Source organism: Cytobacillus gottheilii (genome assembly GCF_001636345.1).
GTDB lineage: Bacteria > Bacillota > Bacilli > Bacillales > Cytobacillaceae > Cytobacillus > Cytobacillus gottheilii.
Genome location: NZ_KV440945.1, coordinates 1,197,519 through 1,221,822, shown reverse-complemented (window position 1 = coordinate 1,221,822; position 24,304 = coordinate 1,197,519). Strand labels below are relative to the sequence as shown.

Genomic DNA, 24,304 nt, shown 5'->3' with positions numbered 1-24,304 from the left:
GTGTCGCGTTTACCCCGTAATCACGACTCCATTTTCCATATACTGGACTAACGTGTCTCGTTGAACCCGGAATCACCACTATTTTCCATATACTGGACTAACAAGTCACATTTAACCCAAAAACACGATATAAAATTCCCTATCTCGGATTACAGAGTCCCATTAACCCACAAATCCCCCAAATCCCCCCAGTTATCGGACTAGCAGGACTAAAACAATCTACTAAAAATACTACTTCACCAAAAAATAAACTAGCACTTGAAAAACTTTCTAATTTCAATCCTCTCAGCAAGCATTTAAATAAAAAATACAAAAAAGCCTGAAGCAAGCATCTCCATACTTTGCTTCAAGCTCTTGCCAAAACAATATTATGATTTAATCTCCGAAAAAAACTGAGGCAAGTCTTCTTTATGCGCTTCGAGCATTTCATCCAGGATTTTCTTTGCTATCGTATCTGAAGGCACTAGTGGATTGATGGTCATTGCTACTAAAGCTGTATGGTAATTTCCTGTAACAGCCGCTTCTGCAGCAACTCTTTCAAACGATTTAATCTGCTGTACAAGTCCACGGACTGGCACAGGCAGATCACCAATTCCAATCGGTTTTGGCCCCTCTTTCGTAATGACACAGTTGATTTCAATTGCAGAATCATCTGGAATGCTGGCAATGGCCCCATTATTCCGTGTGTTAACTGGCTGAATATCGCGTTTATCATTATAGATTGAGTTAATGAGGCTGCAGGCCGCATCACTGTAGTATGCTCCGCCTCGCTTTTCCAGCTGAGGAGGTTTGATGGCCAGATTTGGATTTTTATAGAGCTCAAACAGCTCAGCTTCAAGCTTTTGAACAACTTCTGCTCTCGTTCCTTTTTCAATTGATGCTTCCTTTTCTTCCTGAAGCATTTCATCGGTTTTGTAGTAATAACGGTGGTAGCCGCATGGAATGACACCCATACCTTTAATAAAATCGGCATCCCATGCAAAGCCGGCAATGTTTTTCATCGTCATCTCATTCTCCGGGTTGCCGAGGGCAGCGATGACTTCATCTAGTACGCTTTTTCCATCGACATAAACATCCAGCCCAAACACCATATGATTCAAACCTGCAAAGTCTACTTGAACTCGCTCTGGCTCAACTCCAAGAGCTTTTGCTATGCCCATTCTCATTCCAATTGGGACATTACACAGCCCTACTACTCTCTTAATATTGCTATAACGAAGAACTGCTTCTGTCACCATTCCCGCAGGATTAGTAAAGTTGACAAGCCAGGCGTCTGGACAAAGTTCTTCCATATCGCGGCAAATATCTAACACGACTGGAATCGTGCGCAGCCCTTTAAATAAGCCGCCAGGACCATTGGTTTCCTGTCCGATGACATCATACTTAAGAGGAATGCGCTCGTCTTTTGCTCTAGCCTCCAGCAGCCCTACTCTAAATTGAGTTGTGACAAAGTCTGCATCCTTCAAAGCTTCACGGCGATCTAATGTAAGATGAATGTCGATGGGCAGACCGGCTTTTTCCACCATTCTTTTTGCTAAGTTTCCAACTATATTCAGTTTCTCTTTTCCCTTTTCAATATCAACAAGCCACAATTCTCTTACTGGCAGTTCATCATATCTTTTAATAAAACCTTCGATAAGCTCCGGTGTGTAGCTTGAACCTCCGCCAATTGTTACAATTTTAATTCCATTTTTCAAGATAATTCCTCCTTAGCTTCGCATTTCCTTATACATAAGAATCATTTCTGAAACTAAATCCCTGATCGTTTCTGCACTCATCATTTGGTCCTCTGCGTGCATCAGCAGCAGCGAAAATGGCAGCTTTTCTCCGGATGCCTCCTGTTGAATCAGGTCCATATGAGCGTGATGCCCTTCATTCATATATTGCTTTGATTCTGTTAATTTCTCCTCTGCTTCTTGGTAATTTCCTGCCCGTGCAGCAAAAAGCGCTTCCATAATAAGACTTTTTGCTGTTCCCACATTACTAATAATCTGAAATGCTGCAGCTTCTAACCCTTCCATACAGTCTCATCCTTTTTTTCAGTTTTATATTGTTCTAGATGGTGGTACAAAGCACCGATTAATCCAGCTTCATTTTTAAAATGGCAAATATCTATGATGTTTCCATCGATATAATCATTCAGTTTATATACTCTTTGGCGGACTTCTTCTAATAACTCTGTGCGGGAACTGATCCCTCCGCCGATTAAAATCTTTTCTGGATTAAACATAAAATACAGATTGTAAAGCCCCGTAGATAAATGGTCATAGAAGGATTCAATCTCACTGATCGCATCTTCATCACCTTGATCTGCTGCTTCAAAAATCTCTACCCCTGTTATATCCTTCATTGAAATCCCTTTTATATCTGCGTACCTTTTTCGCAGACCATATACAGAAGCGGTTGAACTTAATGTACTTTTATCGATTGAGCCCCCCTGCAAGCCATGTGTAATCATGTAGCCAAACTCTCCAGCTGCAAACGATGCTCCTCGATATAGTTTATTATCAAGGACCATTGCACCGCCGATTCCAGTGCCGATCGTCAAACAAAGAAAATGTTCGAGCTTTTTTGCTTTTCCCTGCCATTTCTCTGCGAGCGCCACACAATTGACATCATTTTCAACGGTGACAGGTAATCCCGTTTTTTCTTCTAAATAGTCCTTCATATTAAAACCATCAAAATCTGTTATGGCTCCGCCTTTTTCGATAAAGCCTGTGTAAGCATTCACAAATCCGGGTGCACTAATGGCTATTCCTGTTAATTCCTTATACTGTGATAGTACATCCAGCATCTGATTTAAAATCAATTGTCCATTGTCTCTTTCTGTTAGGAAGCTTCCTCTATGAAGAAAATCTCCATCCATCGAAAGCATTGCATACTTCACTTCTGTACCGCCTATATCAAAAGCTGCATACAAACCTACCACTCCTTCTACAGCACCTTGATGGAATAATAAAGACCTGGTCCAAACTTTGATTCTTTGAATACTTGTTTTAAATGTCTTTCTGCGTCGTCTTTCTCTAGTTCAGTTGAAACAGAAAAAACCGCTTGGACCCTATTAGAGGATTGCAGATCGGTTTTCACATGATCATCCTGGTAATCTTTAAAAAAATCACAAATATATGAGATTTGTCCACAGTTCATCTGCGCGTGATAAGTTTCCATCGTTCTCTCCTTCCAATACATATCCTTAATGCTCCCGCCATCTGTTCATGGCGGGAGCACCAGCTTTTAATGAAAATTACATTGATACATTTTTAGAATCTGTTTCTACTGACTTCTGAGCATTTGCTGCTTTATTTGCCGCAATAACAAATGGCAGGTAAATGAGTGTAGAAATCGCTAAGCACACAAACCCTATAATTAACGCTAGCCAGTTTCCGCCTGTGCCAAAGAAGGCGATCAGCGGTCCTGGAGTGGTCCATGGAACCGAATACGCGATTGGCGGTATGAGCTCTGTCGTAATCGCTATATATCCGATGATGATATTAATCGCAGGTACAAGAATAAATGGCACAATTAAGATTGGATTTAACACAACCGGCAATCCGAAAATGATCGGTTCATTAATATTAAAGAGACCCGGCGCGATGGAAAGCTTTCCGATATCCCGATAGTCTTTCCTTCTTGAGGCAATAAAGATGGCGATAATCAATCCTAGCGTCATTCCAGATCCGCCGTAGTTGGCAAATGCATCATTAATGGCCCAAGTAACAGGATACGGTGCTCCCCATGCTGTTCCATTTGCTGCAACAAACTCTAAATTTTCAAGACCAGCTTCTGCAAACATGCCCTCACGTATAGCTGCAATCGTATTTGGTCCATGAATACCAAATACCCAAAGCAAGTTAGAAACAATTGCTAAGATGACCAAAGAAACAATATTGGTGCCTAAATCTTTTAAAGGCGTTTGAATTAATGTGTAAATTAATTCATGAATGCCATCTGGGAAAATCGCTAAGATGATAGCGTTACCAATTGAGAAAAGAATCGTAATGATTACAATCGGGAAAAGTACTAGAAACGTTCTTGAAATGGCTGGAGGCACAGATGCAGGCATTTTAATCTGCAGTCTCTTTGCTTTTGACAGCTTACTGAAAACTTCTCCTACGAGCAAACCAATCAGCATCGCCACAAATAACCCTTGAGCACCCACCCATTGGGTAGATAGCAGGCTTGCACCATCAACAATGATATATTCAGGATATACGATAAAAAATACAGATAAAGCCGTCAGTCCACACAACAAATCATCGGCCTTTAAAGCAATGGCTATATTCCTCGCTATCAGAAAGACGATGAAAATAGATAGAATACTAGTTGAACCATTTAAGACAGGTGCAAAAACCTGCTGAAAATCTGCCAGATTAGGAAATAATTTATGCAAAAATAGCATCTTAGCAATAAAGCCATCTGGTGCAAGCACCGCAAAGTTTAATAGAACAATTAATGATCCAGCAAGCGTGATCGGAAATGCCAATATAAACGCATCCCGAATGGCGACAATATGACGCTGAGAATTCAGCTTTGCTGCTACTGGCACAAGCGCCTTTTCCATTACACGTTCAAAGCGATCCATGAATCCCATGATTTACCCCCTATATTCTTTTTTTATTTTCCATCAATCAGCTCCAAAGCTCTTTCAAGTACTGCTCCTCCATTCATGGTTCCATAAGCTCTCATATCGATTACTTCTACCGGCACCCTCCCTCCTACCATCGTGTCCACCTGAGATTTCTGATACCTGACCTGAGGACCAAGCAGGACAACATCTACTTCTGCGGCTGCTTTTTCACATTCAGATACAGGCAGAGCAACTATATCTATTTCAACACCTTTGCCGCTGGCTGCTTCATTCATTTTGTTAACCAGCAGGCTGGTGGACATTCCAGCTGCACAAACTAATAATATTTTTTTCATTGATGCTCCTCCTTTAATATCTTTGACGGAATATTCTGTAAGTTATTCCCATTCGTCTCTATGACTTGTTTATACCAATAAAAGCTTTTCTTCTTAATCCGGCGAAGATCTTTTTCACTATGTTCATCCCGGTTCACATACACAAACCCATAGCGTTTTTTATAACCATTCAGCCAGCTTAAAATATCTGTAAAGGACCAAGTACAATAACCAAGCAGGTCCACACCATCGCTAATCGCATTTTGGCAGGCTTCTACATGTGCCTTTATATAGTCGATCCGATAGTCATCTAACACATACTCTCCTTCTAACAGCGTGTCATACTCACCGAGACCGTTTTCGGTAATTAAAATCGGCAATCCATACCGGCTTGTCAGCCTTCTAAGACCAATTCGCAATCCTTCAGGATCAATTTCCCAATCCCAGTTTGTTGCTTCAAGATGCGGATTTTTTTTTGATTTATATAACCCGGGTACTCCGCTTTCTTCTGAAGTGCCTTTTTTTCCTGTCGTATTCATCGCCCCAATGCCAATGCCGTCTAAAGGATTCATTTCCACAGTGCCTGAACGATAATAATTCACACCAATAAAATCCGGGCGTCCATAAGCAAGAAGCTCCATATCTCCATCTAAGATCGTCGGTGCTTCACCAATATCCTGCAAATAATTCAGACTGACCTTTGGATATGTTCCCCAGCAATAGATGTCCAGCCACCAGTGATTGTTCAGATCTTCCGCATTTTCATAGGCAAGAATATGATCTGGATGACATGAGTATGGATATGTTGGACCAAATGCAAAACTCGGACCTACTTTTCCGTCAGGTACATACCTTCGAAAAGATTGAATCGCTTTCGCATTAGCAAGATTTGCAATATGATTTGCTTCATACATTCTTTTATTATCCCTGACTCCTGGCGGATGAAGTCCTGTACGATATCCTAGCCCAATAAAGACATTCTGTTCATTCAGAGTCACCCAATACTTCACTCTGTCGCCGAATCTTTTGTATAGAGTTATACAGTACTCATTAAAGTCTTCAATAATTTCTCTGGATTCCCATGCGCCATATCGATCCATAAGTGCCTGTGGAACATCCCAATGATATACCGTTAAAATCGGTTCAATCCCATGCTGAATCAGTTCATTTATTAAATCATCATAAAACTGTAAACCAGCTTCATTCACTTCTCCTGTCCCGTTTGGATATATACGGCTCCAGGAAACAGAGAATCTGTAAGCTTTTAAACCCATTTCTGCCATTAATGCTACATCTTCCTTGTAGCGATGATAATGGTCAACCGCTACGTCACCATTCGTTCCCTCATACGTTGTTCCTTCAAGCTTTGTATAGATATCCCAGACAGAAGGCCCTTTGCCATCCGCACTCCATGCTCCCTCAACTTGATATGCAGCCGAGGCAGATCCCCATAAAAAGTCTCTTGGAAAAGATTTTTTAGTTGTATGGATCATTTAATCACCTCTTTCTATATATAATATTGTATACGCTTTCATTTACAGAGTAAATACAAATTTTAAAATTTGTATTTTGTATCATACATTGTTACTTGTTCCAAGATTGAAACAGGATGTTCCTTAACTGTTAGCCTGTTTATAAATTTCCTTTGCGATCGTTTCCAGTAAATAGACAACTGGAATTTGTGTAGTAATATTCGATTTGCTCCGGTATTCTTCTGTGACATAATAGGAAATATTTAAATCTGAAATTCTCGCAATCGTGCAATCTTTATGATTGGTGATGCTCACAATTGTACTGCCTTCTTCCTTTAATTTTTTAATCAAATCAATGATTTCCATTGTTTCTCCTGAGACACTGAGGGCAATGGTTACACTATCATTAGAGTATTTTGAATGAATGGGAAAGAAAGGGTCTTTAATATAAAGAGAGAACTTCCCAAGACTCGACAAATAGCGTGACCCATATTCCGCCATAATTCCTGAGCTGCCAATACCTAAAAAAATCACACTTTCTGCTTTTGAAATAAAGGAAGCTGTCTCTTCTATATAAGACTCAAAGCTGCCTTTTAACGTCCGCTCAACAAATTCTGAGAGGGCATGCTGAGTGCTTTTTAACTCTTCAGGCTGGTTTTTCGCAATATAGAGCTTAAGTTTCACTTTAAACTCTGAAAATCCCTCGCAATCCAGCTTTCTGCAGAAGCGCAAAATAGATGAAGTTGATACATGTGTTTCATCTGCCAATTCTCTTATTCTCATATAAGTGACCTTTTCAGCATTTGTTATGACATATTTGTATAACGAGCATTCCATTTCATTGAACGATGAGATGATTTTGTTTGAAAACATTTGGTCCTCCTTCCGTAAGAAGCACTTACACTTTCTTACATAATTGCGACTATCATTCCATGTACTAAATCAGAAGTATTTGCTTTATATTTCTATTTTTATTCAGGTATTCCTCTTTCATGGGGTCTAAGTAATTTCAGACTGCCGAGGAATATGCTAAATCATTTGTTTTAATCAAGTCATCTCTCTCACCAATAAGTGGGGCATTACCTGCATTACGTGTGAATAATTTCAAAAATAAAAAGGAGCAAAATGTATTTTTGCCCCTTTTTTTACCTGCTTATTTAACTTGCTGATTCATCCAATCTCTTACTTCTTGTGTTGCTTCTATCGAGACTTTGTCATTTCCGCCTGGTGACTTGATAAAAAATATGGTTGTACCTGGCAGTGATCTTTGCGCATACTTAATTCCTGGAGGAGTTACGTAAAAATCTCCTTGTTCAAATCTGTAGGTTTCACCTGTATCCAGATCAAGATACTCTGTTACACCGCTGACTAAAAACTGATATTCATGAGCTTTTGTATGATAATGCGGCATTTCTGCAGATGCATCTGAGTAGGATGTAATGCCAATTTCTAATTTTTCATCTTCAAAGTAATTTAACTCTTGCGGAAGTGCTAACTTACCTGTTAAATATTGTCTTGTACTATTGAGAAGAGCATTTTGAATTTCATCATTTTTAACTATAAACATTTTTTTATCCATACGTACCTCCCTCTGGGCGATTTTTTAGTTCAAATACTATTTACAATCCAGCACTGTCCTTATTCATTAAAGCACCGGCTGTCATTTCATCCGTAATTAAGATATCAATAAAACCGCCTTTAAGAGCTCCAAGCAGACTATCTACCTTATGGGTTCCTTCTACAATACAAATGACCTTTTTAATTTCTTTAAATTCTTCTAATTCCACACCAATAATTTTGGATGTAAGTGAGTCGTTGATAGACTGACCACTGATATTAAAAAAGCGGAAACCAATATCACCAACAACTTCTTTCTTTTCTAACTCCTGCAGATCCTGCTCTTCTATGTATCCTACTTTTCTGAGTGTTGAATCTTCGAAAGGATTCCCTATCCCAACAATCGCGATATCCACGTTTCGGGCAATTTCCAATACTGCTTGTATATCTTGAGTTGACATTAATCGCTGCTTTAATTCTTCGTTTTCGACGATTGCAGGTGCATATAGATAAGTACAATTGCCATGCAATTTTTTAGCAAGTTCATTCGCAAGCTGATTGGCATGTATGTTTACATTTTTAATCCCCATGCCGCCTTCTAATGGGACAACGGTAATATCATCTTTTTTCAGGAAGGGAAATTCATTGACGAAATGAGCCAGCGTCTCTCCCCAAGAGATTCCAATATTTTCGACATTTTTTAGATTTTGTGAAATATAATGTGCTGCAGCTTGTCCAATAGCACGTCTGGCCATTTCACCAGATAATCCATTATGCGGGATGACAACAGCATCAGCCAGTTCGAACTTATCTTCCAATTCTCTTTCTAATTCAACCGTGCGAACACTTTCTTCCATTATATATACTCGCACAATCCCCTCATCTTTCGCTTTTTGAAGCAATTTAGAAATAACGGGTCTGGACACACCTAATTTTTTTGCGATTTCTGCTTGTGTGAGTCCATCATGATAATACATACTGCACACTTTCACCATGTAACGTTTTTCCTGCCAGTCCATTCTTCTATTCTCTCCTTTTAATACTGCCCAACATTTCCTAATATCTTCATTTTACAACACGATTCATGGAAAAGCACTGACCATGGTATGTCGTTCGAAAACATCACGGACATTAACTGAACAATAGAGAGAGAACTTCCGCTATCTTATATTTTCTCATAAAAAACCGAAACCACATTAGAATGGCTTCGGTTATAAATGTTTTAATGATTAAATCAGTCTACATCTATACTCCTGCAGCCACGTTCTTTGATAGTTGCTGCTTCACTTTTTCCACCACATTTTCTACAGTAAAGCCGTATTCTGCTACAACCTTATCTCCTGGTGCAGATGCTCCAAACGTATCAATGGAAATGATATCACCATCAAAGCCGAGATACCTTTCCCAGCCAAATGATGTGCCCATTTCAATAGCAATTCTTTTTGTTATATTTCTTGGTAAAACGGACTCCTTATAGACCGAAGACTGTTTGTCAAAACGATCCCAAGAAGGCATGCTGATAACTGAAACATCAATCCCTTCTGCAGAAAGGGCTTTTTTAGCTTCTATTGCCAAGCTGACTTCTGAACCGGAAGCCAGTAAAAGGACATCTGCTTCTTCCCCTTTACTTGGTGATATAACATATGCTCCTTTTTCAACATTATCGTGCACCCCTTCAACTGTTCCTTCTAGTACAGGAAGGTCCTGGCGTGATAGTACTAGTGCTGTTGGTGTATCACTTGATTCTAAAGCAATTTTCCAAGCTGCTGTTGACTCGTTTCCATCGGCGGGACGGATCACGGAAAGTCCAGGCATTGAACGCAATGCTGCTAATTGTTCTACAGGTTCATGTGTAGGACCGTCCTCTCCAACAGCTATACTATCGTGTGTGAACACATAGGTAACAGGTAATTTCATTAGTGCTGCCAGACGAATAGCTGGTCTTAAGTAATCTGAAAATACAAAGAAAGTACCGGCATATGTTTTTAATCCACCGTGCAGAGCGATTCCATTCATTGCTGCACCCATAGCAAACTCACGAACACCATACCATATGTTTTTTCCGCTGGCATCTAACTTAGAGAAATCACCTTTTTGATTCATATAAGTTTTATTAGAGCCAGCTAAGTCAGCAGATCCTCCAAAGAAAAATGGAACCATCTCAGCTATTTCATTAATCGTCTTGCCTGAAGATGCCCTTGTCGCCATAGACTTTCCAGCTTCATACGTTGTTAATTTTGTCTCCAGTTCACTTGGCAGCTTCTGAGTAATTGCCTTCTCCAGCTCTGCCGCCAGTTCAGGGTAGGTTTTTGAATAGGATTCAAAAGCAGAATTCCAATCTTCCTGCTTGGCTTTACCTGCTTCGTGTACTTCTATATCAAAATGTTTATATACTTCTTCAGGAACATAAAATGTCTCATATTCCCATCCATAAGATTTCTTTGTCAATTCGGCTTCTTCTAAACCAAGTGGCGCGCCATGCGAAACCGATTTTCCTGATTTATTGGGTGAGCCAAATCCAATTGTTGTTTTCACCTCTATTAGAGTGGGACGATCAAGATCTTTTTGTGCTTCTTGTATAGCTGAAGAAATTTCGGCCACATCATTTCCATCTTCAACTCGAATGACTTGCCAGCCATAGGCCTTATAACGATTTTCAACACTTTCAGAAAAAGATTTATGTAAGTCTCCATCTAGTGAAATATCATTTGAATCGTATAAAACAATTAATTTTCCCAGTCCTAAGTGGCCTGCTAGTGAAGACGCCTCAGAGGAGACTCCTTCCATTAAATCCCCATCTCCGCAAATAACATATGTAAAATGGTCAATGATAGAGTAATTTTCTCTATTGTATCTTGCTGCTAAATGCTTTTCCGCCATTGCCATCCCCACTGCTGTCGCAACACCTTGACCAAGTGGTCCCGTTGTTGCATCCACTCCAGGTGTGTGACCATATTCAGGGTGGCCAGGAGTTTTACTTCCCCATTGGCGGAAAGACTTTAACTCATCCATTGATAAATCATAATGAGACAAGTGAAGAAGACTATACAAAAGCATTGATCCGTGCCCCGCAGATAACACAAATCGATCTCTATTAAACCAATTAGGATCTGATGGATTTTGATTCATAAACTTTGTCCACAGTGTATAAGCCATTGGCGCTGCACCCATTGGCATCCCCGGATGACCTGAATTCGCTTTTTCAACTCCATCTATTGAAAGTGTACGTATCGTATCAATTGACAGCTGATCTATAAATTTTGTCATTTTCAAACTCCCCCATTAACGAAAAGAATAAGATAATAAATAATGAGGTGATATGTTACTTCATCACCTCATTTCCTAATTGCTTCAATCTAATAGTTCTTTCGCTGTATTTTCATCTGTAATAAGAACATCAATTAATTTTGCGACCAGTGAAGTTCGTATGGCTTCAACTTTTTCCTTACCGCTTGCAACACCAATAACCAAAGGTATTTTCTTTAGATTTTCCAACTCCATTGTAATGACCTTATCATTCCACGGGTTAGAAAATGCTTCACCATTACGGTCAATAAAGTTGTAGCAAATATCTCCTACTATGCCTTCATAATTAAATTCTTTTTGTTTTACTTGGTGCAGATACGATTTCACCATTGTAGAGTGTTCAGGTGTACCGCCAATCCCTACTACTGCAATATCCGATTTACTGGCAATATCAAAAATGGTTTTAATAAAAGATTGTTGTACAATGACTTCCTTTGCCTCTTTTGAATCTACCAGCACAGGTGCATGCAATAGTTTATAGTCGGCATGAAAGCTCTCCGCCACTTTTGCCACAATGCTGTTAGAGTGGATGTCTACCCGTTCATCCCCCATCCCGCCAACGAGCGGTACAATGGTGAGACCTGAAAAATGCTGACTGGGAAGGGATTTTGCTACTTCATTCAGGGTTGTTCCAGATGAAATCCCGATCGTTTGACCATCCTTTATGATTCGCAATAAGTACTTGCTTGCAGCGGCACCTAAGCGAGCTTTAACACTCTCTCCTTCTCCACTTGAAACACAAACCACTTCTCTCAGGTCATATCTTCGCTCAACCTTTGATTCAAGAGCCATATACGGATGTGCTTCATCATCATGTATAATGATTTCGACGACTCCTGATTCTTTTGCTTTTGCCAGATATTTAGAAATAAGCGATCGGCTTACACCGATTGATTTAGCAATTTCTGATTGAGTTGCTCCTTCTTCATAATACATATTGGCCACTTTGACCAACAATCTTCTATCTTCAAGTGAGGACATAAAAATCATCCATTCTATTCATTCTTTATTTAGTGAATTTAATTTCTTCTCCTTCATTAAATACCGGAAATTCAGAAGGACTAACAAAAACGGCTCCAGGCAGAATATCTCCGTCAGGCTCTTGAAAATAGATTGAAATATGTCCTAACTCTTTGAAATTTGCATTGGCTGCAGAACCAACAGCTGTGACAGTGTATTCTTTATTGCCTACAATAAACTTTACACCCTCTTGGATGAAATCATCTGCTACTTCTTCCTGCTCATGAATAACTGAAATTTCCCGTAACTCAGCTGGAGCTGAAGGACCAAATAAAATAACTACTTTTTCCGCTTCAAAACTAGGAACTAATGGACCAACTTCTTTAATAATCGATTTACTCATTGTATTACCCCCTGTGTTCATTTTAATTATACATGCCAAAGCTAGCAAAGTAAGCGATAACAACAGCTAAAACACCAGTAATCAAGCGGCTGTATAATACAGCTGGAACACCATATTGTACAGTTTCAGGCTTAGCTTCACCAAGTGATAAACCTACCGGAACAAAGTCTGCACCTACTTGACCGTTAATGGCAAATAGTGCTGGAAGCGCAAAATGCGGTGGAATGTTTCCTAATGCAATCTGACTTCCGATTAATACCCCAATAACTTGAGCGATTACTGCACCAGGTCCAAGAACTGGTGATAATAATGGAATCGTACAGATAATAACGATCACGATTAATCCCCAAATGGAACTTGCCAGCGGTGACATTGTATTCGCAATGATATCGCCAATGCCAGTATAATTGATTATACCAATCAGCATGCTGACGAAGGCCATAAATGGGATAATATTCTTTAATAACATTTCGACTGAGTCTCGGCCTGCTTGATAAAACGTTCCTGTTACTTTACCAATTCCTTTAGAAAAACGCATTAAGAAATTTTCATCGCTTCCTTGCTGCTCTTGTTTGACCTTTTTATATTCCTCTTGGAATTTTTCTTTATCAGATGTATCAAATCTGCCATTAGATTCTTCAGTATTCTCTTCAATTGCAGCAGCAGAACTGGCACCATCTGCAATTGAAATCTCTTTTTCTGTTACACCAGAAACAAAGATATCTTCGGTAATATGCTTAGCAAGCGGACCTGAAGGAGAAGATCCTAAAATATCTACTGTAGGAATTCTTTTCATTGGATATAACCCAATTCTGGCTGTACCGCCACAGTCAATGACCACACACATCATTTGGTCTTCTGGTACAGAGTTTTTAAAACCATCAATCGCTTCTGTATTTGCTAATTCTGCAATTCTTCTTGCGACAGGGTGAATACCTCCGCCAGTAATAGAAACCACTTTAACTTTTTTACCCTTTGGCTCTATTGTCAGCCCTTTTCCCCAACCGCCTGAACCTTTATCTACAAAGACAGCTTTATATGCCATCGTTCATCTCCCCTTCTTAGTAGAATACGCTTACATCCGATTTGCTAAGTATTTTGTAATTTGTTCAGTGATAATCCCTCTAAGGAACATAACTACTATACCTACCAAGAAAAATCGTACTGCTAATTCTGAAGTTGCATACCCAGCTTGTGTTAAGCCGTTAGCGATTCCTAGATAGACGAACAGCTCACCTGCGTTTGCATAAGGAAACAATGCTGTTACTGGGTGTAAAAACGAAACGAGCGAGTCATAAAAGGCAGGTTTTTGCTTTTCTTCTACAAAGCGTCCAAATGTATAAGCCATTGGATTAGTAAGAAGGAGTATGGATAAGATCGGCATTAATGTATATCTCAAAACCGTATATTTGGATGCAAACTTAATTGCTCTTGTTACTCTTTCTTCCCCAATAAACTTAATCATTGCATAAGTAAAGGTTAATAATACGACAAGTGTAGGAACAATTCCCGTAAGCAGCCCCATAAACTGTTCTCCACCAGCATTAAACATTCCAATAAAGTGTTCTCCAAACCATTGAATCCATTCCATGGTCACACACTCCTTTGTTCGTATTTTCCTATTTTGAAAGAAGCAGCTTCCTCCGTCGGCTTTGCAAGGAAGCTGCTATCATTTTCAACATTTAGGCATTTGGCATAGCTTTTCGAGAGATGGATAACAATGCACTTTCTGCAGCTGTATTCAGAGCATCACTTATAGCAGGCATTTTTTGTTTCTTTTTTGACTTTTTCACTTGTTTGGCTGATTCATGAAGAGTATCGAGCATGGAGCCTACATGGAGACCTTTATACTTTTCAATTTCTTTAAAAGTGGAAAGTACAGTAATCCCTTTCATCACTTGGCATTCCATGACCATATAATTTTCATCAACAACAAGCATGGCAATTGAACCGGCACCAAGTTTTCTTCTTGATTGACCAGAGAACAGATAATACCCTTGTTTGCCTTTATACTTCTTAATCATTGTTTCCATTGATTTTTTGTAGCTTCTGACCTGGAAAAAAGTCAGAATATAGTTCATTACCAAGATGCCGCATGCTATAAGGATTAATTGCATTTGTTATCTCTCCTCCCGCAAAAAATTACTTAATAATAATTTCAGAAGCCTTTCCTCCTGAAAACAGATGATCCTGCAGAGATCTAAGTTTCCAAACTGTAGTAGTTGGATCTAGTTCGATATCATCTTCTGTTAAAAACTGTCCTTCTCTGATATCTTTCTTAGCCACAACTTTACCGCTGATTAAACCAATTGGAATGTGGCCGTTTGTTTTCATATCTTCATGTGTTTCTAAAACACCTCTTACAGAGTAGCCGCCAATTCCGTCCAGCGTTTCTCCCGCTTTAATATCTCGTTTAGCTACTGTAACTGTCTCTGAAATCGGTGCTCCCAGCGGATTAATGGATGTATCATGATTTAATACAGCTTTAGCGATCGTTACAGGTGTTTCAAGACTTGCCAGATGGTAAGGGCGATATAAAGTATAGTGTGAACCATGGTTTTCACTAACTTTTAATAAGTAGCGCAGCTCTTCATCTACTGGCTCTAATTCACTCTTCACAATAACAAAGACCCCTGGCGCAAGACCGTTAACATAATCAACAACACCTGTTTTCTCAAGAACTCCGCCATTTTCTTTTGTATTAAGGATGTCTGCAACGTTGTCTAAGTTGGCTTCAACTCCATGCATGCCTACTTTGTCTGGAATAAGACCGATCGCATTACTCAAAAGGTTCATTTCTGCCATTGTTTTTGTTCCATCCTGGAAAGCAGCCAGCATGTGAGCACTCATATTTTTTCGCTTTGCTTCTGCTGCACAAGTATCAGGATTTGCTGTTGGAATCAGCGGGTTATTTTTCCCTTTACCAGCAACAACAACTTCTAAGCCCATTGTCTTTGCAAATTCGTACAGTTCAACGATTGCTGCCGGCTCATCACCAGCTGAACCTGTATAAACGAGGCCAGCTGAAGTAAACAATTGATTCATAACCGACCCGATTGTTATATCTACTTCTACATTCAGAAGAACTAGATGTTTCTTAGATCTTAAAGCTTCTAAGGAAATATTAGCTCCAACTTCAGGTACTCCAGTTGCATCTACCACAACTTCTACATTCTGAGATTGAATGATTGCGCGGTAATCCGTTGAAACAATCGTATCAATTGCTCTTTTTTCCTGAGAACGATAAAAGTCTTTTGCTCTATTCGCATTTTCTAAGTTCACATCACAAATTCCGCCAACTACCATTCCGGGAATTCGGGAAATTTGAGAGATTAGACCAAAGCCCATTTGTCCGGCTCCAATAATTCCTAAGATGGCAAGAGTTGATTACTATTATGATGGCCACGCACCCGTTCCCAATAGCATTGTGCCAGCTGTTTCAGCCGTTATATTGTCGGAAGATGGAAACAAAATATTATTGCAGGAGCGGGTGGACAATGGAAAATGGTCTTTGCCTGGAGGTGGGGTGGATCCAGGTGAATCTGTTGAGGAAGCAGTTAAGAGGGAAGTGAGCGAAGAAACAGGAATACATATCGAGGTTTTAAAAATGATCGGTGTTTATAGCGATCCAAATCACGTTATTTCTTATTCAGACGGAGAAGTACGGCAGCAGTTCTCTATTTGTTTTTTATGTAAGGCACTAACCAGCGAGTTAACTGTCAGTCATGAATCTAAAAGAGTATCTTATGTGTTACTTGATCAATTACATATGCTTAATATGCATGTTACACAGAAAATCAGGATTGAAGATGCTTTAAAAAATCAGGCGGAAGCTTTTATCAGATAGACTAAGAGGGGGAATTGGCTGGAGATTAACAATAGCAAATAAAAAAGAGGCTGGGACAAAACAAAATTAATATTTCTAAAACACGAATATTCAATATCTTGGTTTCGGTATTTAATCAAGACCGTTCCATTGCGCTGCGGACCCTCGCTTTCCGCGGGGAGCAAGCTGAGCCTCCTCGTCACTTCGTTCCTGCGGGATCTCACCCTTTGCTCTGCAGCCCGCAGGAGTCGAGGGCCCTCCGCTCCATTTCACTCATGTAAATAAAATATATTTTATAATTATAAATAAAAAACCGAATGATTAGAAAGATGACCTTCCTTACCATTCGGTTCAATAGGTGTGTTAGTTACTTATGTCCCAGCCTCTTCGTAGTTGCCTAAAAGAATTAGGTCTCTGGCTCTTCCAATCTATTTAAATGTCTATTGTCAATGTTTTAGAATCCTAACTGCTTCTTGTGCTGCTTCATTGAATGTTTCTGAAATGGTTGGGTGCGGGTGGATCATTTTTGCAGCTTCCTCAATGGTTCCTTCTAAATACATGAATGCAGAGGCCTCAGAGATCATTTCCGTTACATGTTCTCCTACCATAACGGTGCCTAGAATTTCACCATATTTCTTATCAACAATTATTTTTGTAAAACCTTCTGGTGCTCCGCTGCTCCATGCCTTCCCGCTTTTAACGAAATCATATTTTACAACCTCGAAATCCAAACCTTTTTTCTTCGCTTCTTCTTCATTTAATCCAACTGCGGCGATTTCTGGTTTCGTATAAACACAGCGCGGCATCACATGATTGTTCATCATTTCATTTCCGCCAAATGCATTATTAACCGCAACAATTCCTTCAGCACTAGCAGCATGGGCTAATTGATATCCGCCGATCACATCTCCAATTGCATATACATTTGGCATGCTCGTTTCCATTTTTTTATTCACTTTAATAAAAGGTCCGTCTGTATCCAGCCCAATCTCATTTACTGCAGACATGTTAGGTCTCCTGCCTGTGCAAACTAAGATATGAGAAGCATCAAATTGTATACTCTGTCCATTAGATTCACAATGTACTTTTTTATTGTTATTTATTTCTTCTACTTTTTTGACCGGTGTGTTTGTGCGTATATTTATATTCTTCTTTTCCAGCTCCCGCTTTAAATAAGATGCTGCCTCCTGATCTTCAGACGGCAGGATCATTTCCGCAGATTCAATGATTGTTACTTTCGTATCAAGAGAAGCAAATATGGTAGCCAGTTCGACACCAATAACACCGCCACCAATAATGATTAAGGATTCTGGTATTTTTGTTAAGTCAAATATGGTGTCACTTGTTTCATAACTGACTTCTGATAAGCCTTCTATAGGAGGAACAGCTGGCATAGAACCTGTAGCAACGATGATCTTCTCCGCCTGAAGATTCTTTTCGTTCTCTGTCTCCTGCACCCTTACTGAACCATTAGGCTGGATGTAGCCATATCCTTGATAGACGTCAATTTTACCTTCCTTGAGCAGATATGAAATCCCTCTTCGCAGCCTCTGGATCACATCGTCTTTTCGTTTTTTTAATTTTGGAAAAGAAAACGTTAAGGACTCTGTTTCAATTCCCCATTCTTTTGCTTTTTTGATTTGTTCTATGACTTCACTATGCTTTAAATAGGTTTTGGAAGGAATGCAGCCTCTATTTAAGCAAGTTCCTCCAACAAAATCAGCTTCAATTAAAGCTATTTTTTTCCCCGTCTCAGCGGCATGAAGAGCAGATACATATCCTCCCGGGCCCCCGCCGATAACAACAAGATCATATTTTATCATTGCCTCTTCACCCCTTTAAACGAGTAATTCATAAGGATTCTCTAAGATTTGCTTCAATTCTGTTAAAAAGGCAGCTGCCGGAGCACCGTCTATTGCTCTATGATCAAAAGACAAACTAACTGCCATCATGGATCTGACTTCTATGGACCCATTTACAACAACTGGTTTCTCCTGAATGCGGCCTACTCCTAAGATGGCTATTTCAGGTAAGTTTATGATTGGAGTAAATGCGTCGATTGCATACATTCCCAGATTGCTAATTGTAAAGGTAGCGCCTGTTAAGTTTTCAGATGTAAGCTGATTACTCCTGGCTAATTTCCCAAGCTGCTTCGATTGTTTAACGATTTCAGCAAGTCCTTTATGTGCTGCATCATGAATGACCGGAACAATCAGTCCGTCTTCGATCGCTACAGCTACTCCAATGTTTACCGAGCTGTGCTGAATAATTTCATCACCATCAATTGAAATATTGATTTGCGGATGACGGGTCATTGCACTTCCTACCGCCTTAACCAGGATATCTGTATAAGTGATCCGCAAATCCGTTTGCTTTTCAATGATTGGAAGCAGTGACTGGCGCAGCTCTTTTATATTTGTCATATCAATTTCAGATGTTAACGTGACATGTGGCACGCTCTGTACACTATGCAGCATCCGTTTAGAAATAACCTTCCTAATTCCGGACATTTTGCGGCGTGCACTTGTTATAGCAGTCTGTGATTCTGCCGGTGCCGGGATAATATCCTGCTTTGTAATTTTCCCATTACTTCCTGTGCCCTTTAAAGTGCTTATGTCAATCTCCTGCTCTTTAGCTATTTTCTGAGCAAGTGGAGTAATTTTCACTTTCTCTGCATCTGAATTCAGATAGTCCAGCAGATCCTGCTGCTGAATTCTGCCATTAGGACCGCTTCCTTGAATAATCGATAGATTCAGATCGTTTTCTTTTGCTATCCTTCTGGCCGCTGGAGTAGCCCGAACTTTTTCTTCAGGTGGTGAAGATTGTTCCGCTGCAGCAGGCTGGGATTGTTTGATCTCTTCATCACTTTCATCATGCTCTGATGCTGATTGCCCTGGTGAAGAGTCTGGCACCTGCTCATCCGCTTCACCAATGTAGCCAATGATTTGATTAACAGGAACTTCATCATCCTGCTTAAAATATTTTTTTAATAATATTCCCTCTTCATATGCCTCTACTTCTATCTCAATTTTATCTGTTAAAATCTCAAAAAGCGGTTCACCAATTTCAACTGAATCGCCTTCTTCTTTAAACCATTGAATGAGTGTGCCAACTGACATGGTGCTGCTCAATTTTGGCATGAAAATTTCTTTAGCCATCATGTACGCTCCTTTTATTTTCTCACAGTCTTTTTCACTGCAGCGATAATATCTGGTACTTGCGGGATAGCTGCCTTTTCCAGATTCGGGTTATAAGGAATTGGCACTTCCTTTCCGCCAAGACGGATAATAGGTGCGTCTAAATAATCAAAAGCTTCACTTTCTGCTATCACTCCGACAATTTCTCCGCCGATTCCGCCGCGTTTTACCGCTTCATGCACGACAATAAGTTTGCCGGTTTTTTTAACAGATTCAATGATCGTTTCCTTATCCAGAGGAACAATCGTACGAGGATCAATCACCTCTGCACTGATGCCGTCTTTTTCAAGTACTTCCGCTGCTTCCAATGCTTTATGAACCATGATAGCGGTTGCAACAATAGTGACATCTGTTCCTTCTCTTTTAATATCTGCTTTTCCTAACTCAATTTTGTAAGATTCCTCTGGAACATTAGAGCTAGTTTTATAGAGTAATTTATGTTCATAAAAAATAACTGGATTATCATCATCCATCGCTGCCTTTAATAATCCTTTGGCATCATACGCAGTAGAAGGCTGGACCACCTTTAATCCTGGAATATGAGCCATCCATGCCTCTAAGCTCTGTGAATGCTGTGCCGCTGCACCTGTTCCCGAACCCGCAGGAGTCCTTAACACCATAGGCACTTTGCCTTTTCCGCCAAACATATATCGTGTTTTAGCTGCCTGATTGACAATCTGGTCCATTGCTATTGTAATAAAGTCTGAGAATTGCAGTTCCAGAATCGGTCTCATTCCTGTAAGGGCAGAACCGACAGCTGCTCCTGCAATGGCTGCTTCCGAAATCGGTGTATTTCTAACTCTTTCGGGACCGAATTCTTCAATCATCCCTCTTGTTACACCAAAGGCTCCACCATAAACACCAATGTCTTCTCCAAGTATAAAGACATCTTCATTTTCCCTCATTTCTTGACTCATCGCTTCTCGAACGGCTTCTAAATACGTTATTTCTCTTGTGGTCATCTCTATTAACCTCCCAAAATGATTATGCAAATACATCTTCTTCTAATCGTTCAATAGACGGCTCAGGACTATTTGCAGCAAATTCTACAGCTTCCTCAATAGAAGTCTTTGCCTCTTCCTGCAGCTGCTTTGCTTCTTCTTCCGTTAGAACTTCTGCGTCAATTAAGGCATCCTTAAAGCGTTTGATGCCATCTTTGGCTCTCCACTCGTTTTCTTCTTCTCTCGTACGGTATTTTTTCGCATCACTCTTTGAATGACCTTTCCACCTATACGTCTTCATTTCAATTAATGTAGGTCCGTTGCCACCCCGTGCATGTTCAACAGCTTCATGAACGGTATTCATAATTTCAAACATATCTAATCCATCAACAATCTTGCCTGGTATTCCATAACCTTCACTGCGCGTTGCAATATGCTCAATTTTCGTCATCTCTTTTACTGAACCTGACATGCCGTATTGGTTATTTTCACAAATAAAGATAACAGGGAGATTCCAGATTGCTGCTAAATTTAATGATTCATGAAAGCTGCCTTCATTCGTTGCTCCATCACCAAAGAAGCAGAGAACAACATAATTTTCATTTTTCATTTTTGAAGTTAAGGCCGCACCAACCGCTAATGGAATTCCTCCGCCAACAATTCCATTTGCACCCAAGTTCCCCTTCTCAACATCAGCTATATGCATGGATCCGCCTTTTCCTTTGCAGTAGCCTGTTTCTCTTCCAAATAACTCAGCCATCATTTTATTGATATCACCTTCTTTGGAGATACAATGTCCATGTCCCCGGTGGGTACTTACAATCTTATCCTTTCCGCCTATCACTGCGATGGATCCGGAAGCAGAAGCCTCCTGACCTACACAAAGGTGGGTAGTTCCGTGGATCATTCCTTTTGCAAAAAACTGGTCAACCTTCTCATCAAAATAACGTATAGTCCACATTTCTTTATATAAATCTTTTAATTTTTTCTCAGTAATCATGCTGGGAATCTCTAAATTTTTAAGCATTTTATCTTCCTCCTTATCATTTGTTCATATCAGTTACATTTGTAATTATCATAGCACATATTTTACAAATGATCAATAATAGAACATTTGTAAAAAGCAAAAAAAATACCCTTAAATAAGAAGGACTATTCATGCTTCTTGTTAAGGGTTTTTAGATAAAATTGAGATTTTTAAATTGCGCTTGCTGTATTCATATCAAGCTTTTTCTGCATTTCTTTTTTGATCATCTTAATAGCGTTGGTTGCTACTTCCTGGTATTTTTCTTTGCCGGACCAGTTTATTTGGTGGATGCTTTCCCCAACGAAACGATGGTCCTTTTTAAACATTGAGAAAATCGTAAGACCTGATAAAATTCTAAACTCAGAGATCTCCCCATCTTTATTTGCGACGATTATGCAAACCTGGCCGCCTTTAAATTTCCTTTGGTTCATTCCTACTCCAAGATAGCCTTCACTATATTCTTTTCCTAGCCTTCTAACTGTACCTTGGTAATATTTAATGTGGATCATACTGGTGATAAATTGCATGACTGCAATAAAAACGACGATGATTAATAACTCTTTCATATATAAGTTTCCTCCTTCTTTAGTTCTTTACTTCAGATAAAGCAGGAATAATTCTTCTTGCCAGGATATTTGGCGAATTAGCAAAGTTTCCAATGGTGGACCCAGCGATATGAGGAGTAATTGTAATATTATCTAACTCCAAGTATGGATGATCCTTTGGCAATGGTTCTATATCAAATACATCAACTGCTGCACCCGCTATTCTTTTTTCTTTTAGGGCAGAGATCAAATCTGTTTCGCTTATTAAGCCAGACCGTGCACTGTTAATCACTATTGCATTCTTTTTCATTTTCTCAAAGTGATTTTTATTCAGCATATGTTTTGTTTTCTCTGTCAGCCTATAATGCATCGTAATAATATCAGCAGTCTTGACAAGTGTGTCTAAGTCGACCTGAGAATCCTCTGTATCACCAGTAAAATAGTCATCAAAGAAGATAATATTCGCCCCAAAAGGTCGCAGAAGGTTTGCCACCCGCTGACCAATGGCTCCATAACCAATGATTCCAACCGTTGAGCCGCTAATTTCAGGTGAGAGGACTCCGGAAGAATAATTTTTTTCCCATATGCCATTCTTTAAATAATCGTGCCCTCTGGCAATGTTTCTAATCTCAGATAGAATTAATCCAACCGTAAATTCCGAGACACTTGTATTACTTCTGCCTGGTGTATTAAAAACATCAATTCCTTTACTTTCAGCATATTTGTAGTCCACATTCTCAATCCCTGCCCGAAGAATACCCAGAACCTTTATACTTTTGCACTTATCAAGAGTATCTCTTCCTATTGGTGCAAACTGCGTGATGATGATATCATAATCCTCAATACCTTCTAAAATATCATCCGGCAATGCCACCGCACTGCTGCCTTCCTGCTCGAGTTTAATATTATCCTTTTGCAGTGCTTCAAGATCCTTATGAAGCCACTCTTTTACCGTTAATTCAACTCCGAGATCTGTCAGCTCTTCCAGACCTTTGATCATCATCTCTTTGGTAATAAATAAATCCGCAATTGCTAAGCATTTCATTTTTACCCTCTCCCATTCTATTTCTTGTCAGTCCTACTCCTGAAGCATAACCGAGATTCTGAATTTTCCTTTTTGACTGGCCAGCTCAAATGCCTCTTGGATTTGTGATAAAGGAACTTTCTCTTCAATTAAATAGGAAACATCAATTCGTCTTTCGCTAAGCATTTTCCCGGCATTTATAAAATCTGTTAACTCAGAACCAAAAGTTCCGATTAATTCAAGGTTTTTATAATGAATAGCATTAGAGTCAATTTCTAAGCCTGGTGCCGGATAACCTGCGGCATAAAAAAGTATTCTTCCGTGTTGTGCTTTTACCATTTCAATAGCTTGCTGATTTGCTGAAGCCGTTCCGGCAGATACAATAACAGCATCCACTCCTCTTCCTTCAGTGAGTCTCTTTATTTCTTCAACAGCGTCACAGTTGCCTGCATCGATCATTTCAAAGCCCATACGGCGACCAATCTCAAGCTTTTTCTCTCCTCTGCTTGAAACAAAGACTTTTGCCCCCATTGCTTTGGCTGCAGCTGCATTTAATAGACCCATTGTTCCTCCGCCAATAACCGCAATGGTGTCATAACCTCCCCGAAGGCGAAGCTTATTTAATCCATGCAGTACAGATCCAAGCGGTTCCACAAACCCAGCCTCTGAAGGTGATAATGCTGAATCCATCTTTACAAAGCTTTTTTCGTTTCGTATAAAATAATCAGCAAAACCAAAAATGCCGTAATAGTCTTCTGAGTAATTTTTTCCAAAGATTTTCTTGTTCTGGCAAATTGTAATCATGCCAGCTACACAGTTTTCACACGTCCCGCAGTAATCATATAAAACGCTTACCCGATCTCCTGCCTTAAATTTCTTAACATCTTCACCAACCGAAACAACGATACCTGAGCATTCATGTCCTCCAGCCATCGGATATCCCTGATGCTCCCTTAAGCCTTGCCATTGCTGATAATCTGTTGTGCATATGTTACATGCTTCTTGCTTTACCAGCAGTTCATTTGGCAAAAGTTCTCTTAGTTCTCCTTCTTTAATCACTGCCTGCCCTTTTTCCATTAAAGCTCCGAATTTAAAGGTTGCTGGAATCATTTTTTCCTCCTTGAAATGATATAAAGTTAAAAAG

At 39.7% G+C, this 24,304-nt stretch carries 25 protein-coding genes; 1 reads left to right on the top strand and 24 read right to left on the bottom strand.

The window, feature by feature from the left end; genetic code table 11:
- Window positions 1-368: 368 nt before the first annotated feature.
- From A6754_RS05895 to A6754_RS05815, 17 genes are all read right to left on the bottom strand, one after another.
- Window positions 369-1,697: a 6-phospho-beta-glucosidase gene (locus A6754_RS05895; protein ID WP_066442942.1), complete on the bottom strand. Its 1,329-nt coding sequence runs from the start codon at window positions 1,695-1,697 to the stop codon at window positions 369-371.
- A 12-nt stretch (window positions 1,698-1,709) separates the two neighbouring features.
- The gene (locus A6754_RS05890) at window positions 1,710-2,021 is read right to left on the bottom strand and encodes a PTS sugar transporter subunit IIA (protein WP_066442941.1); all 312 of its coding nucleotides are present in this window, start codon (window positions 2,019-2,021) and stop codon (window positions 1,710-1,712) included.
- The gene (locus tag A6754_RS05885) at window positions 2,009-2,920 is read right to left on the bottom strand and encodes an ROK family protein (protein WP_082851621.1); all 912 of its coding nucleotides are present in this window, start codon (window positions 2,918-2,920) and stop codon (window positions 2,009-2,011) included. Before A6754_RS05885 ends, A6754_RS05890 begins: the two co-directional genes overlap by 13 nt.
- A 14-nt stretch (window positions 2,921-2,934) precedes the next feature.
- A complete protein-coding gene (locus A6754_RS05880) occupies window positions 2,935-3,168 on the bottom strand; it encodes a hypothetical protein (protein WP_066442940.1) in 234 nt (77 codons plus the stop codon).
- 76 nt (window positions 3,169-3,244) lie between these two features.
- Window positions 3,245-4,591: a PTS sugar transporter subunit IIC gene (locus A6754_RS05875; RefSeq protein ID WP_066442939.1), complete on the bottom strand. Its 1,347-nt coding sequence runs from the start codon at window positions 4,589-4,591 to the stop codon at window positions 3,245-3,247.
- Between the two features lie 23 nt (window positions 4,592-4,614).
- Window positions 4,615-4,923 carry a PTS sugar transporter subunit IIB gene (locus A6754_RS05870; protein ID WP_066442938.1) on the bottom strand — a complete coding sequence of 103 codons (309 nt, stop codon included), beginning with the start codon at window positions 4,921-4,923 and terminating at the stop codon, window positions 4,615-4,617.
- Complete coding sequence (locus A6754_RS05865; protein ID WP_066442937.1) at window positions 4,920-6,395, bottom strand: glycoside hydrolase family 1 protein; 1,476 nt, start codon at window positions 6,393-6,395, stop codon at window positions 4,920-4,922. The genes A6754_RS05870 and A6754_RS05865 overlap by 4 nt, the downstream gene beginning before the upstream one ends.
- A gap of 123 nt (window positions 6,396-6,518) precedes the next feature.
- Complete coding sequence (locus A6754_RS05860; RefSeq protein ID WP_066442936.1) at window positions 6,519-7,247, bottom strand: MurR/RpiR family transcriptional regulator; 729 nt, start codon at window positions 7,245-7,247, stop codon at window positions 6,519-6,521.
- Window positions 7,248-7,527: 280 nt separating this feature from the next.
- Window positions 7,528-7,953 (bottom strand): cupin domain-containing protein, encoded by a 426-nt coding sequence (locus tag A6754_RS05855; protein WP_066442935.1) that lies wholly within the window; start codon window positions 7,951-7,953, stop codon window positions 7,528-7,530.
- A gap of 40 nt (window positions 7,954-7,993) precedes the next feature.
- Window positions 7,994-8,950, bottom strand: coding sequence for a sugar-binding transcriptional regulator (locus A6754_RS05850; protein ID WP_066442934.1), 957 nt, complete (start codon window positions 8,948-8,950; stop codon window positions 7,994-7,996).
- A 226-nt stretch (window positions 8,951-9,176) separates the two neighbouring features.
- On the bottom strand, window positions 9,177-11,198 hold the full coding sequence (tkt, locus tag A6754_RS05845) for a transketolase (protein ID WP_066442933.1): 2,022 nt from the start codon (window positions 11,196-11,198) through the stop codon (window positions 9,177-9,179).
- An 84-nt stretch (window positions 11,199-11,282) separates the two neighbouring features.
- Window positions 11,283-12,218, bottom strand: coding sequence for a sugar-binding transcriptional regulator (locus A6754_RS05840; RefSeq protein WP_066442932.1), 936 nt, complete (start codon window positions 12,216-12,218; stop codon window positions 11,283-11,285).
- Window positions 12,219-12,243: 25 nt separating this feature from the next.
- Window positions 12,244-12,600, bottom strand: a complete 357-nt coding sequence (locus A6754_RS05835) for a PTS glucitol/sorbitol transporter subunit IIA (protein WP_066442931.1) — start codon at window positions 12,598-12,600, stop codon at window positions 12,244-12,246.
- A 22-nt stretch (window positions 12,601-12,622) separates the two neighbouring features.
- Entirely contained in the window at window positions 12,623-13,645 is a 1,023-nt protein-coding gene (gene srlE, locus A6754_RS05830) for a PTS glucitol/sorbitol transporter subunit IIB (RefSeq protein WP_066442930.1), read from the bottom strand.
- 30 nt (window positions 13,646-13,675) lie between these two features.
- Complete coding sequence (gene srlA / locus A6754_RS05825; protein ID WP_066442929.1) at window positions 13,676-14,191, bottom strand: PTS glucitol/sorbitol transporter subunit IIC; 516 nt, start codon at window positions 14,189-14,191, stop codon at window positions 13,676-13,678.
- A 91-nt stretch (window positions 14,192-14,282) separates the two neighbouring features.
- On the bottom strand, window positions 14,283-14,717 hold the full coding sequence (locus A6754_RS05820) for a transcriptional regulator GutM (RefSeq protein WP_066442928.1): 435 nt from the start codon (window positions 14,715-14,717) through the stop codon (window positions 14,283-14,285).
- A 25-nt stretch (window positions 14,718-14,742) separates the two neighbouring features.
- A complete protein-coding gene (locus tag A6754_RS05815; protein WP_066442927.1) occupies window positions 14,743-15,975 on the bottom strand; it encodes an NAD(P)H-dependent oxidoreductase in 1,233 nt (410 codons plus the stop codon).
- Between A6754_RS05815 and A6754_RS05810 the strand changes: the two genes are divergently transcribed.
- Window positions 15,974-16,447 (top strand): NUDIX domain-containing protein, encoded by a 474-nt coding sequence (locus tag A6754_RS05810; protein WP_066442926.1) that lies wholly within the window; start codon window positions 15,974-15,976, stop codon window positions 16,445-16,447. The two genes, A6754_RS05815 and A6754_RS05810, sit on opposite strands and share 2 nt — an antisense overlap.
- A gap of 425 nt (window positions 16,448-16,872) precedes the next feature.
- On the opposite strand, the gene lpdA is transcribed toward A6754_RS05810, so the two are convergent.
- The 7 genes from lpdA to A6754_RS05775 form a co-directional block, all read right to left on the bottom strand.
- Window positions 16,873-18,249: a dihydrolipoyl dehydrogenase gene (gene lpdA / locus A6754_RS05805; RefSeq protein ID WP_066442925.1), complete on the bottom strand. Its 1,377-nt coding sequence runs from the start codon at window positions 18,247-18,249 to the stop codon at window positions 16,873-16,875.
- A 15-nt stretch (window positions 18,250-18,264) separates the two neighbouring features.
- Window positions 18,265-19,584 carry a dihydrolipoamide acetyltransferase family protein gene (locus A6754_RS05800; protein ID WP_066442924.1) on the bottom strand — a complete coding sequence of 440 codons (1,320 nt, stop codon included), beginning with the start codon at window positions 19,582-19,584 and terminating at the stop codon, window positions 18,265-18,267.
- Window positions 19,585-19,598: 14 nt separating this feature from the next.
- On the bottom strand, window positions 19,599-20,585 hold the full coding sequence (locus A6754_RS05795; RefSeq protein WP_066442923.1) for an alpha-ketoacid dehydrogenase subunit beta: 987 nt from the start codon (window positions 20,583-20,585) through the stop codon (window positions 19,599-19,601).
- Between the two features lie 22 nt (window positions 20,586-20,607).
- The gene (pdhA, locus tag A6754_RS05790; protein ID WP_066442922.1) at window positions 20,608-21,591 is read right to left on the bottom strand and encodes a pyruvate dehydrogenase (acetyl-transferring) E1 component subunit alpha; all 984 of its coding nucleotides are present in this window, start codon (window positions 21,589-21,591) and stop codon (window positions 20,608-20,610) included.
- A gap of 170 nt (window positions 21,592-21,761) precedes the next feature.
- Window positions 21,762-22,157, bottom strand: a complete 396-nt coding sequence (locus A6754_RS05785) for a transcriptional regulator GutM (RefSeq protein WP_066442921.1) — start codon at window positions 22,155-22,157, stop codon at window positions 21,762-21,764.
- 19 nt (window positions 22,158-22,176) lie between these two features.
- Complete coding sequence (locus A6754_RS05780) at window positions 22,177-23,181, bottom strand: 2-hydroxyacid dehydrogenase (protein ID WP_066442920.1); 1,005 nt, start codon at window positions 23,179-23,181, stop codon at window positions 22,177-22,179.
- 33 nt (window positions 23,182-23,214) lie between these two features.
- Window positions 23,215-24,270 (bottom strand): zinc-dependent alcohol dehydrogenase, encoded by a 1,056-nt coding sequence (locus A6754_RS05775; protein ID WP_066442919.1) that lies wholly within the window; start codon window positions 24,268-24,270, stop codon window positions 23,215-23,217.
- Window positions 24,271-24,304 lie beyond the last annotated feature (34 nt).